The sequence below is a fragment of the Campylobacteraceae bacterium genome (assembly GCA_013215945.1).
Taxonomy (GTDB): Bacteria; Campylobacterota; Campylobacteria; order Campylobacterales; family Arcobacteraceae; genus NORP36.
In genome coordinates this window covers 123890-136992 of the sequence record JABSOM010000004.1, presented here as the reverse complement: position 1 = coordinate 136992, position 13103 = coordinate 123890, and the positions used below count along the sequence as shown (strand labels likewise).

The 13103-nt window shown below is 27.1% G+C and carries 15 protein-coding genes; 6 read left to right on the top strand and 9 right to left on the bottom strand.

The features are described from left to right. Positions 1-288: 288 nt before the first annotated feature. Positions 289-711: a DoxX family protein gene (locus HRT41_05640; GenBank protein ID NQY23493.1), complete on the bottom strand. Its 423-nt coding sequence runs from the start codon at positions 709-711 to the stop codon at positions 289-291. A gap of 446 nt (positions 712-1157) precedes the next feature. On the opposite strand from HRT41_05640, the gene HRT41_05635 reads away from it, so the two are divergent. The 4 genes from HRT41_05635 to HRT41_05620 all read left to right on the top strand — a co-directional run bounded on the left by HRT41_05635 (position 1158) and on the right by HRT41_05620 (position 3941). Then, on the top strand, positions 1158-2135 hold the full coding sequence (locus tag HRT41_05635; GenBank protein NQY23492.1) for a hypothetical protein: 978 nt from the start codon (positions 1158-1160) through the stop codon (positions 2133-2135). A gap of 110 nt (positions 2136-2245) precedes the next feature. Then, positions 2246-2866, top strand: a complete 621-nt coding sequence (locus HRT41_05630; protein ID NQY23491.1) for a phosphoadenosine phosphosulfate reductase family protein — start codon at positions 2246-2248, stop codon at positions 2864-2866. 10 nt (positions 2867-2876) lie between these two features. After that, positions 2877-3320, top strand: coding sequence for a hypothetical protein (locus tag HRT41_05625; protein NQY23490.1), 444 nt, complete (start codon positions 2877-2879; stop codon positions 3318-3320). A 54-nt stretch (positions 3321-3374) separates the two neighbouring features. Further along, complete coding sequence (locus HRT41_05620) at positions 3375-3941, top strand: pentapeptide repeat-containing protein (protein NQY23489.1); 567 nt, start codon at positions 3375-3377, stop codon at positions 3939-3941. A 23-nt stretch (positions 3942-3964) separates the two neighbouring features. Here the strand turns inward: HRT41_05620 and trpS are convergent, their stop codons facing one another. Continuing rightward, entirely contained in the window at positions 3965-4924 is a 960-nt protein-coding gene (gene trpS / locus HRT41_05615) for a tryptophan--tRNA ligase (protein NQY23488.1), read from the bottom strand. Between the two features lie 155 nt (positions 4925-5079). Between trpS and HRT41_05610 the strand changes: the two genes are divergently transcribed. Then, entirely contained in the window at positions 5080-5766 is a 687-nt protein-coding gene (locus tag HRT41_05610) for a response regulator transcription factor (protein ID NQY23487.1), read from the top strand. Next, positions 5759-7474, top strand: a complete 1716-nt coding sequence (locus tag HRT41_05605; protein ID NQY23486.1) for a sensor histidine kinase — start codon at positions 5759-5761, stop codon at positions 7472-7474. Before HRT41_05610 ends, HRT41_05605 begins: the two co-directional genes overlap by 8 nt. Here HRT41_05605 and HRT41_05600 read toward each other — a convergent pair. The 7 genes from HRT41_05600 to HRT41_05570 all read right to left on the bottom strand — a co-directional run bounded on the left by HRT41_05600 (position 7442) and on the right by HRT41_05570 (position 12913). Then, positions 7442-8074, bottom strand: a complete 633-nt coding sequence (locus HRT41_05600) for a hypothetical protein (GenBank protein NQY23485.1) — start codon at positions 8072-8074, stop codon at positions 7442-7444. The two genes, HRT41_05605 and HRT41_05600, sit on opposite strands and share 33 nt — an antisense overlap. A 70-nt stretch (positions 8075-8144) precedes the next feature. Beyond that, entirely contained in the window at positions 8145-9314 is a 1170-nt protein-coding gene (locus HRT41_05595; protein ID NQY23484.1) for a hypothetical protein, read from the bottom strand. Then, positions 9311-9928 carry an energy transducer TonB gene (locus HRT41_05590; protein ID NQY23483.1) on the bottom strand — a complete coding sequence of 206 codons (618 nt, stop codon included), beginning with the start codon at positions 9926-9928 and terminating at the stop codon, positions 9311-9313. Before HRT41_05590 ends, HRT41_05595 begins: the two co-directional genes overlap by 4 nt. Beyond that, the gene (locus HRT41_05585) at positions 9928-10335 is read right to left on the bottom strand and encodes a biopolymer transporter ExbD (protein ID NQY23482.1); all 408 of its coding nucleotides are present in this window, start codon (positions 10333-10335) and stop codon (positions 9928-9930) included. Before HRT41_05585 ends, HRT41_05590 begins: the two co-directional genes overlap by 1 nt. After that, entirely contained in the window at positions 10335-10853 is a 519-nt protein-coding gene (locus HRT41_05580) for a MotA/TolQ/ExbB proton channel family protein (GenBank protein ID NQY23481.1), read from the bottom strand. The genes HRT41_05585 and HRT41_05580 overlap by 1 nt, the downstream gene beginning before the upstream one ends. Further along, positions 10854-12167 carry a MotA/TolQ/ExbB proton channel family protein gene (locus HRT41_05575; protein NQY23480.1) on the bottom strand — a complete coding sequence of 438 codons (1314 nt, stop codon included), beginning with the start codon at positions 12165-12167 and terminating at the stop codon, positions 10854-10856. It lies immediately after the preceding gene. Continuing rightward, positions 12164-12913: a DUF3450 domain-containing protein gene (locus tag HRT41_05570; protein NQY23479.1), complete on the bottom strand. Its 750-nt coding sequence runs from the start codon at positions 12911-12913 to the stop codon at positions 12164-12166. Before HRT41_05570 ends, HRT41_05575 begins: the two co-directional genes overlap by 4 nt. Positions 12914-13103: the final 190 nt, after the last annotated feature.

Below are 13103 nucleotides of genomic sequence, written 5' to 3'. Positions count from 1 at the left end.
AAGCAGAATTTTCTCTGTACATTCTAGCATCTTCTTTTCTTGAAAAGAAGAAACAAGAAAGCAACTGACACATTGATAAAGCCCTTCGGGTGCCTAAATATTTTTATTTGTTAGCTAAGTCCAAAAATTCTCTCTTGTTCCTGCACTCTCTGTGATAAAATGTACTAACAGTTTTCAGCATTTTGGGCTAAAAAATAAAAGATTTAGCTTTATTAACGTCAGAGTTAAGATCCTTTAGAATGTGATTTTTTTAAATTTTCTTAAAAATAAAGTGTAAACTGTGAATATTTATTCACTTGTTTTTTTATTTTCTAGACTAAATTTACCGGATCCAAATGCAAATAATACAAATAAAATGGATATATACGCAAGTGGTATTTCCATACCAAAATTGGATGCTGCAAAACCTTTTTCTAAATTGACTAAGAATAATGCGGTAATCATGGTGATAATTAATGGTATTGTTGCCAATCTCGTAAATAATCCTATTAGAAGTAATACTCCTCCTATTGCTTCAACTGCAATCACTAAATAAAGATTTAGTAAAGGCAAAGGTAAATCTAATTTATCTGAAAACAAAATGACATAATTATCAAAATTAAGTATTTTTTTACTTACATAAACAATAAAAGTCCCTCCCATAAATAACCTAAGTAACAACAACGATAAATCTTCGAATACTCTTTTTTGACCAAATAATAATCTGTACAATACAAATCCTTTATATAAAATATTTGTAATAGTAAAGTTTTTGTGTTAAGTGTTTATTTACAAGTCCTTTACTCGTAATTTTATATAAATTATTTATTCATATATAAAAAGAGTTTAGGCGTAAAATAAGCATAAAAAATATTATTTAAAATTATATTTTTATTTATTTTTCTAGAATAAAAAATATTTATTTTGAAATTTTGAGGACAAAAAATCAAATTATCCAAATTTTGATGGCACAAAATCAAATTATTTAAGAAGCAGTGAATTTAATAGTAGATTAACTAAATAACTAATATAATTATCTTATTGCAAGAATAAAAGAGTGGTAATAATAAATATCCCCCCTTATGTTAGACAAAGAGATGTTAACTTTTAACTGTCTTTTTTTAACATGATGATTATGAATATTATAAAAATTTACTTTTGGAACAAAGATAAAATCAATGAATTACAATAAGAAAATAAAAAGCACCCTTTGTAAAATCAAAAACTTAGCTTTACATGTTATGGATGAAGATAAAAATACTTTGAAAAATGCCTTTGATATTGCTTTTGATAACGATACTTTTGCTTTATATAAATATTCTTCAGCTTTACAAGAAAAATACAAAGCCATTTTATTGTCAACATTTTCTGAGCTTTCTGGATCTCTTGCTTTTTTGGCTATTCAAATACTTGCAGCAAATGCCATTATGAATAAAAATAACTTTGCAAGAAAAGAACGGTTTTTTAAAAAAAAATGTGGTATTGCTATTAATCATTTGCATTTAAAAACCACACAAGTACAGGGAAGAAAAGTTAAAAATGGATATCTATTAACAGGTACTTTAACATGGGCCAGTGGTTATACAATATTTGATTCTTTATTAATAGGTTTTCATTATAAAGAGTATGAATTAGAAGTATTAAGCTCTTTTAAAAATAGAAAAGGTTTTATCATTTCACCTGCTTGTGATACTTTTGTAGGATATTCAATAAACACAGTAAATATTGAATTAAAAGATTTTTTTGTAAAAGATAAAAATATTGTATCTTCACATAACTTGGGTAATTATTCTAAAAATCGTTCTTTAGCTAAGAGCATACATTACTGTATTTACGGTTTGGGAAAAGCTGCTATTAAAGAGTCCAATAATATTAGTTTTAAAACAGAATCAAAACTACTTTTAAAAAAGAAACAAGAATCAGTTATAGCATGTACGGATGCAAAAGAATTGAGTATATTAAGAGTAGAGTTGTTTTTATTTGTACAAGAATTAATTACAACTGCAATGGTCTTAAATGGTGGAAAATCTATTTTTACACATTCTTCTTTTCAACGATATTATCGTGAAATTATAATGTTTAATAGCAATGGTTTAAATCAAAACCTAAAAGATATTTTTTTACTAAAGTATAAAAATGAATCTTGTCCCTTGTGATTGTTTATGAAGTGTAAAATTAATTTAAAACAATAATCAAATATTTAGGAAATTTTAAATACAATAGTAATAATTATTATTAATTTAATGTACCTTAAATAGGAAATACAATGATAGATATTAAAAAAATGAACAAAGATTTAGGAAGTAAAACACCAGAAGAAATTATTTCCTGGGTACTGAAAAATTCTTCTAAACCTTTAGTTACTACCAACTTTGGATATCACGAAGCAGTAATTTTACATATGGTGACACAAATAAAACCTGATATTCATGTAATTTGGATTGATTCAGGATATAACACAAGAGAGACTTATTTAGTGGCACAAAAAATCATCGAAGCTTTAAAATTAAATATTAAAATCTATACTCCAAAGGTGAGTACTATGAGAAATGATTGTGTTTTTGGAGGAATTCCAGAACTTGATGATGAACGACATGATTTATTTACGGAGCAGTTTAAGTTAGAGCCCTTTAAACGAGCTATGAAAGAAGAAAGCCCTGATGTATGGTTTACTGCTATTAGAAGTGAACAAACAGAACTAAGAGGGAATATGGAAGTATTTTCAACAGGACTTAATGGAGTTCTTAAAGTTGCACCCTTACTTCATTTTAAAGAAGAAGATATGAATGCGTATTTAAAAAAGCATAATTTAGAGAATGTAAAAAATTATTTTGATCCCACTAAAGGTTTAGCTAATCGTGAGTGTGGACTACACAGTAAATTGTAAGTAGTATTAAATGCTTGAAAGAACAAATATACTGATAAATCAATACAATCAATACAAATTACAAGCTCATAGCGTATTTATGTATGGGCAAGAAAAAGAAGCATCTTCTTTTTATACGCTTGCTTTTGAAACGAATAGAAACATTATAATACAAGATACAAGTATAGAATCTATTAATAGAACACTGGAAATTTGTTTGGATTGTTTGGATTTTTGTATCTGCAATGAAGAAAAAAACACTGCTTATTATCTTAATACTACAGGAGATATGTTTGCATTTATACTTGAAGGTTTTTTTTCAAAGAGAGTTAAACAAGATGCTCTAATTGCTTACAGTGAAATATCATTGATATCACAAAGTATGGAACATTGTATTGGAAGCAGTGAATATCTCCAAAGTCAATTTAAAAATCTGTGTTATAAAAATGAAGGTTTGTTAAACAATATGTGTTAATACTTTAGTATTATTTATTCTTAATATGATAAAATCAAAATAAAAAAGAGTGTTATGTTTTCAAAAAATGATTACTGGGAAGAAGAGTTTGAACAATATACGGATAAAAATCTAGAAGATATTGAGTTTGATAATTGTACTTTTGTAAAATGTGATTTTTCAAAGGCTGTTTTTTATAATTGCAAGTTTATTGAATGTACTTTTACGGATTGTGATTTGTCTTTAGTTGAGCTAAAAAACTGCGTGTTTAATGATGTTACGTTTAAAAAGTCAAGACTTATTGGACTTTCGTGGAGTTCCTGTTCTGAATCTTTTGATGTTATTTTTGATGGCTGTAATCTTTCTCAAAATTCTTTTCATCTTTTGGATTTACGACAAATGAAGTTTTTAAACTCAGAGATTAAAGACACAGGTTTTGAAGAGTGTAATTTAGAAAAAGCACTCTTTGATAATTGTAATTTAGAACAAAGCGTATTTATAAAAAATAGCCTTAAAAAAGCCAATTTTGAAAGCTCAAAAAACTATTTAATTGACCCTGCTTACAATGATATCAAAGGTGCATATTTTTCTTTACCAGAAGCCTTGAGTTTTTTAAGTTTATTGCCTATAAAAATAAAATAAACAAAGCTTCTTTTTTAATTTAACTATAAACCTACTGCATCTCTTATTATTTCCATTTTAGCAGCTGCTACTTTTCTTGCTTTTTGTGCTCCAAAATCTAAAGCTTCTTGTACTTGTTTTGGATTGGCTAACAAAGCTTCTCTTTTTGTTGCGTAGGGCGCAAAGTATTGCGTTATTTGATCAAGAAGAGTTAGTTTAAAATGCCCATACCCTTCGCCTGGTGTTTCATATCTATCTCTTAAGTTTGCTAGTTCATTTTCATTCATGAATAATTTACATAAAGTATAAATATTACACGTAGAATAATCTTTTACATCTTCTAGGCCTTTAGAATCAGTAACTATTCCCATAACTTGTTTTTTGATGACTTTTTTACTTCCAAACATATTAATAGTATTACCATAAGATTTAGACATTTTAGCTCCATCTGTTCCTGGAACGGTAGCTACTTTTTCATCTACTTTTGATTGAGGAATTGTTAGAATATCTCCATACAAATGGTTAAATGATGTTGCAATATCTCTTGTCATTTCTACATGTTGAATTTGGTCTTTTCCAACAGGAACTATTTGTGAATCATATAATAAAATATCAGCAGCCATTAATACAGGGTAAGAAAACAAACCATGATTAGCGCCTAAACCTCTTGATGTTTTATCTTTGTAAGAGTGTGCACGTTCTAATAAACCCATAGAACAAGAGTTTGACAAAATCCAGTACAGTTCTAATACTTCTTTTACATCATGTTGTGCCCAAAATGTAGATTTTTCAGGATCCATTCCTATTGCTAAAAAGTTAGCAGCTACTTCGAAAATATTGTTTTTTAATTCATCTTTATTTTTAACCGAAGTTAAGGCATGATACGAAGCTATGAAAGCATAAAGTTCACCTTCTTCTTGTGCTTGTACTATTTTTTGCATAGCACCAAAATAATTACCTATATGTAATGTTCCTGAGGGTTGTATTCCTGAAAGTATTCTCACTCTTTGTCCTTATCATTCTAATTGATATTTTGGGTTTATTATATTAAAAAGTATATAAAAGCCTGATATATAATAAAAAGAATGAATTTAGGAAAAAAAGAAATATAAATGTACGATTGTGATAATTGTTATTATAATTAATGTATACTTCGCTTATGAAAAGAGAAGAGTTTAAAAATATCAAAATTTTATATGTTGAAGATGAAGAATTCATACGAAAAAATGCAGTTTCTTATTTAGAAAGGTTATTTCCTTTTGTTTATGAAGCAAAAGATGGACTTGAAGCTTTAGATATGGTAGAAAGATATGAACCGGATATTATTATTACAGATATAAAGATGCCTAAAATGACGGGGATTGAGTTTGTTAAAAAACTAAGAGAAAAAAAAATAAATACGCAAATAATAATGATGACAGCTTTTACAGATACCAATTATTTAATTTCTGCTGTGGAACTGGGATTACTTAAGTATATGATTAAACCCATCCGACATAATATTTTGTTTCCAGTACTATTACAATGTGCTAAAAATATAAAAGAAAATACTCACAGGGTAAAATATATTTCTAAAGAGTGTTATTACGATCCTTTCAAGCGAACACTTATTAAAAATAATAAAAGTATAAAAGTAAGTAAGAATGAGCTTCTATTTTTGGACATTTTGCATAAAAATGAGAGTAGGGTCGTTTCTTATGAAGAAATTGAAAATAAAATTTGGTACGATTCGTCAATGAGCGAAGATGCTATTCGCTCACTTGTAAGAAATCTTAGAAAAAAACTTCCTGCTGATAGTTTAATTAATGTAGCAAAAGTAGGCTACAGGATTGAAGTTCTTGATTAAATATATTGTTTGTTTTTTATGTTTATTTTTTTATTTAGAAGCTGCTCCTTTACGTAATCAAATTATAAAAGAAGCCTATCTTTCAAAAGATTTTATTAATTATAAACTTTATGAAAAATACAATATCAAAAAAGAGAAATTTAAACAAGTAGCAATAAAACTTCACATTGATAAGCGTTTTTTAGAAAATAAAACCTATTCACTTAAGGTAGTTACAGCTGTCAATGATTTACTTTATGCAAATATTGAATATGAAAAAACCTATGATTCTCTTATTTTTGATGTTAATAAGGACAGTCCAGAAGAAATTGTTTTTTATTTTGTACACAAAGAAGCACAATTAATTAATTTTGGAAGAATACTGGTTAATGACAGTAGATATAAAAGTTTACAAATAAATGAAGGTCTGTTTTTTGGAATTGCTTATGCTATTATTTTTTGTGCATTTTTATATAATTTTATTTTATTTCTTTATACATTTGAGAAAGCTTTTATTTATTATTCTCTCATGCAATTATCTGCTTTAATTACTTTGTATCTTATTCCTACTATTCTAAATCAGACTTTTTTTACGAGTATTGAACAAATGATTATTGATCAAGCAGAAACGTTTGCTTCTTTATTTGCCATTTTATTTACAAAAGAAATTTTAAATACCAAAAACAAAATGAAAAGAATAAATACTTTCTTTAATTTTTTGCTCTATGTACATATTGTTGATTTACTTTTAGCTTGTTTACTTCAATACTCAATTTTATATTTGTATTTACCACGTAGTGTTTTAATAGCCTCATTGGTTCTTGCTGGAAGTATATCTTATTTCAAGGGTACAAAAAGCTCGGGATTTTATGTACTTGGCTGGTGTGTATTATTAGCCAGTTTATTTATTACTGAGTATATGCCTTACTTTGATTTGGATATTGTACATACTTTACATATTGGCTTACCCATGGAGTCACTTGTTCTGACTTTTGCTTTAGGTTACAAACTGAAAGAAACAATTTTTGAAAAAAAAGAAAAAGAGAAAATGTATGTTCACCAAAGTAAATTAGCTTCTATGGGTGAAATGATTAATAATATTGCACATCAATGGAGACAACCCTTAAGTCATCTTTCTTATATAAATATGAACCTTCAACTAGCAAGTGATGACAATGATTTAAGCAAAAAATATTTAGAGGAAAAACTTGAAGAGTCAAATAATCAGTTGGATTTTATGTCTAAAACCATTGATAATTTTAAAGACTTTTATAAACTCTCAAAAATAAAAGAAGAGTTTTTTATTAGTATGGCAGTGCAAAAAGCAATAGATATTATTCATCCTTCTTTAGTATCTTCAAATATAAAGATTAAATATATTATAAAAAGTGATAAAAAAATAAAAGCAATAGAAAATGAATATTCGCAAGTACTGCTAAATCTATTAAAAAATGCAAAAGATGCACTTGTTCTGAATAAGATTACTGATCCTTTAATAACAGTAATCGTGGATACAAAAGAAAATAAAAGTTGTTTAAGTGTTAGTGATAATGCGGGTGGAATAAATCCGAATATCATAGAAAAAATATTTGAACCCTATTTCACAACAAAACAGAACAGCTCAGGCATTGGATTGTATATGTCAAAAATGATTATTGAAACACATTTTAGCGGTGAATTAAGTGTTTCTAATGATTTAGAAGGTGCAAGATTTTGTATTGAGGTTTAACAAAGACAAAACAGTAGAGTGTAAATATTCATTTGAATAATTAAATCTAAATTGAGATTCTTTTAAATGCACTAATAAATTCTCTTTATTTAAACCTCTGAATTTTTTTAATCTTTTATCCACAAACTCTTGCATATTGTTGCTTGTATTTAACATTCTCATCACTAAATAACTCTGTTTTCTTTGATTAAATAAAACTTTTGCGCAGTTTGATTTTGAATTGTTATGAAGAGAATTTTTTATATCTTCATTTAATAGATTATCAATCTTAGGTACTAAGGTAGAATCAGAATCTATAATAAATACTTTTTCATTGTATTCAATAAAATAGTTTACATAAGAACTGGACTGAAGATATTTTAATGAAAAACCATTTGTAGAAGATGTTTCTTCCATATCCAACATCAATTCTTCTTGTTTTCTAAGAAGTAGGGTTCTTATTATCTTGTAATAGTTATTAATGGTTTGTCTACTTAAATTAAGCTCTTTAGCTGTTGTACTAGCTGTATAATCAAGTGAAAAATAGTAACAAATCTGCGCTAACATATGATCTTTGATTTTAGCATTTTTTAAATAGTTTAATATCTCATTTTTACTCATGCGAAAGTATAGATAAAAACAATGTACAAAAAAGGGCTAAAAAGCCCTTTTTATTTTATGAAGTTTTAAATTATATTTTAATACCCAGACTTTTTGCTAAGTATGTCGCTCTTTTTTTCTGGTATTTATTAGAAACAGCTTTTTGAAGGTATGTTTTTGAAGATTTTTTATCATCCAGTTCATGAAAACACAGAGCGATTAATGAATATCTCTCCCCATCTTTTCTGCTTCCTTTTTTAAACTTATAGTGTTTTAATACTTTAATAGCTGTTTTATAATTCTCTTTATTGTAATAAATATTTGCAAGCATAAGTCTGTATTTAGAAGTATGTGCCCATTTAGAAGCATTTAATTCTTTAATAGCACTTTTGTAGTTTTTGGCATTTAAATAGGCTGCTATTAATAAATCAAAGTTCTTTTTATCTTTTGTAATAAAACCTTTTTTGATTGCATCTTTAAGTACAAGACTTCCTTTGTGAAAAAGGTCATTTTGCAATAAAACATTCACAAAATATTTAGCATTTTCTTTTTGACTAATGTATTTTTTATTATAAGCCAGTTCAAGTGTTGCCAAAGATTTTTTATCTTGTTTGGTACGTTGATACAAAGAAATAAGTTGCATCCAATAAGATGATTTATTAGTATAATGAAGTGTCATATATTCTAAAACACCAATGGCCAAATTATAATCTTTTGTTTGTATATAAGAAGAATAAAGCATACGATACCAGGATTCTTTTTTCTTTTCTGCTTTAATTACTGATTTTATATAAGGTGCAGATTTTTTGTACTTTTCATCATAATAATAAGCTAAAGCGATATTTTTAATAACACTTTCTTTTTTTACATACTTGCTATCAAGAATTTCAAAAGAGTATTTCAAAGATTTTTTGTATAAAGATTCTCCTAAATATATTTGAGAAAGATTCTTTTTTAATGTATCTAAATCTTTTTCTTCTGAAACTTCTAAGTTAATAATATTTATATATATAAGGGCAACTTTTTCATATTCATTTTTATTTATATAAATATTTGCTTTTGCTTGATAAGCATATAAACGTTCAAGTTTATTTTCAGATGTTTTAATAATAGGCTCTAGAATTAATAAAGCCTTTTTATATAACTTACTTTCGCTTAGCTTTTGTGCTTCTTGTAATTGTTTGTATGCTGTTTTTGAAATGGTATTTTTTGCATTTAACAAACTTGTTAAAACAAGTAAACAAAGTAATAATTTTTTCAATTTGCCAACCTATAATTATATGTAATCGTTGCATCTTTTTGGATGCCCGTATGTTTAAACTTCCATCTTTTCATTGCTTTTATAGCAGATTTCTCAAAAATACCTTTTGGTTTTGAGTCTAGGACTCTCACATTTGATACATTACCTTCTTTTGAAATAGTAAAAATAAGTTTTACAAAGCCATCGAGTTTTTTAAGTTTTGCGCGCCTAGGGTATCGTGGATTTGCTCTTCTTAATATCTGTAAGGAATTGGCATCAATAAGTCCCATATTCATCTCAATTTGCGCCCCACCTAAGGAATTAATAGCAGAGAGATCAATTTTCTGGTGCTCAATTTTGAAGGGTTTAATTTTAATCGTTTTATTCGTTTTTAGATCAAGAGGTGTTCTTAATAACTTCATTTTTTTAAGTACTATTTCTTTAGGAGGAACTTTTGGTTTCACTCTTTTTTTACGCTCAATATGTGTATCTTGTTTATCTCTCAAATAAACAAGATGAGGTGTTGTCTTTTTTTCATTTAATGCTTGTTGATCGGAAGAAATCATCAAGTGCATAACAAAAAACATGCCCAAACAAATAAGGGTAGAAAAGATTAGGCTTAAAATTATTTTCATTAATTAGTCTCTAAAGTAGAAATTGAAATAGCAAATATACCTGCTAATCTAATTTGATCCATAACTTTTACCAAAGTACCTGTTTTGGATGCTTCATCTGATTGAATAACAACAGAGTTATTTGCATTGGATGCTTTCAAGCGCTCTATATTGGCTCTAACTGATCTGATATCAACCATTCTTTTATCAATCCAAATTTCATCATTGTTTTTTATGGCAATTAAAATATTGGCTTGTGCTTTACTTTGAGTGCTTTTAGCAGAGGGTCTGTTTACATCTATTCCCGTTTCTTTGATAAAAGAAGTTGTAACAATAAAAAATATAAGCATAATAAAAACAACATCAAGCATAGGAGTTAGATTGATTTCTGTATCTTCTTTATGATGTTTTTGTGTAAATCTTCTCATTATAATACCTTTTGAATTTCAAATTCAAGTTTTTGTTTGGATTGGGTAATCGTAATTTCTAATCTTTTCTCAAATAATAAACCACTTAAAGCAACAACCATTCCTGCCATTGTCGGAATAGTAGCCATAGAAACACCAGAAGCCATAGATTTGACGTTAGAGCTTCCTTGAACAGCCATAACATCAAATACTTCAATCATTCCTGTTACTGTTCCTAATAATCCAACAAGCGGACACACTATAATAATAGTATTAATAAAAGGCAGACCTTTTTCAAGTTTAATGGCTGAATGCTCAATAAAGTAGCGTTTAATTTCTTCTTTAAATCGGTGATCTTTTTGTATTTTAGATACTTCTTCTAAAACATTTTTTTTGAATGCTTTAAACTCATAAGATATATAAATATAGCGTTCAATTAATAAAGCCCATAAACATAAGGCTAAAATAAATACTAAATACAATACCAGGCCTCCTTTTTCAAAGAAACCCATTAAATCATCTACATATAATTCAAACATTTATTTTAAATTTTTGGCTAATAAACCAATACTTTGTTCTTCTAAAATAGAAATAAGTTGTCTTGATTTTGAAGAAATATAGGTATATGCAAACAATAAAGGAATAGCAGCAACTAATCCAAGTACAGTAGTAATTAATGCAGTTGATATTCCTCCTGCCATAAGTTTAGGATCACCTGTTCCAAATAATGTAATGGCTTGAAAAGTAGTAATCATTCCTGTAACCGTTCCTAATAATCCCAATAAAGGTGTAACTGCTGCAAGAAGTTTTACAAAACTTTGACCTTTTTGTATTTTATTACTTTCTTTTAAAATGGCTTCCCCCACTTTAATTTCTAAATCATTTAATGAATCATTTAAATTGTTATAAAATACTTTTGCAATTTTTCCTAAAGCATTATTATCATTCGCATTTTCTAAATCTTTAATTTGTTTTTTAATATTACGTGAATACATATTTAGTACCAATATCTTATACAATGCAAATAACAGTCCTGATCCCCCAAGTACTAAAATAATAAAACCAACTATTCCACCTTGATTTATTCTATCAAGAATGCTTGGGTTATTTTCAAGCATTACTAAGAGTGTTCCTCTTGTAGGATCGATTAAAATACTTTGAATATCAGATGAATTTTCAAAGTTTTTTGCATTGTTTTGAACACTTGAGCTTGGTTGTACTGCTAATTCAACTAACGATTTCATTTCATTAGAATAATTTAAGTATTTTCCATTACTCGTAGCTGAAAATAGTCCTATTCTTGTAATACGTTGCTCTGCTCTTTGTCCTGAGTTTAAAATTACTTTTGCATCGTATTGTGAAATAGAACCACTTTTGATAATTTCATCTAACATTTCATGCCAAAATAAAGTCAGTTCACTAATATTTGCTAGTTTTTTTGAATTGGCAAGTTTATAAAAGAACATTTCTTTTGATACATCTTGTGAGGCAGTTAAGGAGTGCTGAAAATTAATTAAAAAATCAGATGAACTTTGTCTAACACTTCCAAACATTTCTCCTAAGTTAGCTGCTTTTTTTTCAAGTTCTGCTTCTTTTTCAATAAGCTCTAACTCTTTTTCTTCTATTGCATTTTTAAGAGTAATACTTCTTTTTTCTGCTTTTTTTAAAGCTTTTTTCGTGCCGGCTAAAACTTTAGCTTGTTGTTCTTTGTTGTTAATAAAATCATTTAATCTTTGTTTCTCAAGTGCTACTTCAACTTGTGACTCGTTTTTAACGCTTTTTAATAAGGATTCAAGATCAAGTGAAAATGAAAATGAAAAAATAAGGCTTAAAGCTACAATATATCTAATCATTTTATATCCTTAAGTGCTAAAAATGGTAGGCTTAATAAATCAACATTTTGTTGTTTTTTAGCTATTTTAATTGCTTTTCTAATATTTGATTTAGCAGATGAATCTGTGATGGCTACCCAAATTTGTGTTTCTTTATTAAAATATGCATATTCTTTTAAATCAAGCGTTTGAGTATAAAGTGCCACTCGACCTAAACGTAAAATATTATAAGTTATATCGTTGATATTTTCTTGGTAAGATTCAATTGTTTTAGCATAATCGTATTCGATTTTAAAAGCTTCTAAAATAATTCTATATTTTTCATGAGTTTTAATATCACCAGCTTCAAGAGCTTTTTCAATTCTTGTAACTCTGTTTTTTCGCTCAGTCAATAAAAAAGGAGTATCTTCTTTTAGAAGCATTTTTAATGAAATAATCATATCTTTCATTAAAGGAAAGATTTGTTTTTGTGTTTGAGATATGTCTGTTATTTGCTCATCAATACTGTTTAATTCTTTATTTTGTGAATCAAGAATTTTTTGCAGTTGTGCATTGTAGTTTTTTGTATTTTTTAAAGACTGATTAACATATTTGTATTCATTAAATAAATCCAAACGTTTGTCCTCAGATTTGTTAATCTTTTTTTGTAAAGTATTAAGTTTTGAATTTGTCTTTTCAATAACTTTAATCGTTGGTTCTAGTGTATTTGATAAGGCAGTATTAATAATAATTGCCATAAGTAAAGCCACTTTTAAAAAGGGGTTCATTTTTTTCCTTGTTATTTAAATTTGTTTATAATAATAATTCTCATAATAATAATTAAAACTGACTGAATAAGCACTTATATCTTGATTAAACATGACAAGTAAAGAAAGATTTATTAAAAAGATAACAAATATTCCCGTTTAAAACCATTGATTATGATAATCGTTCTCTACTAAATAAGACGAAAAACTA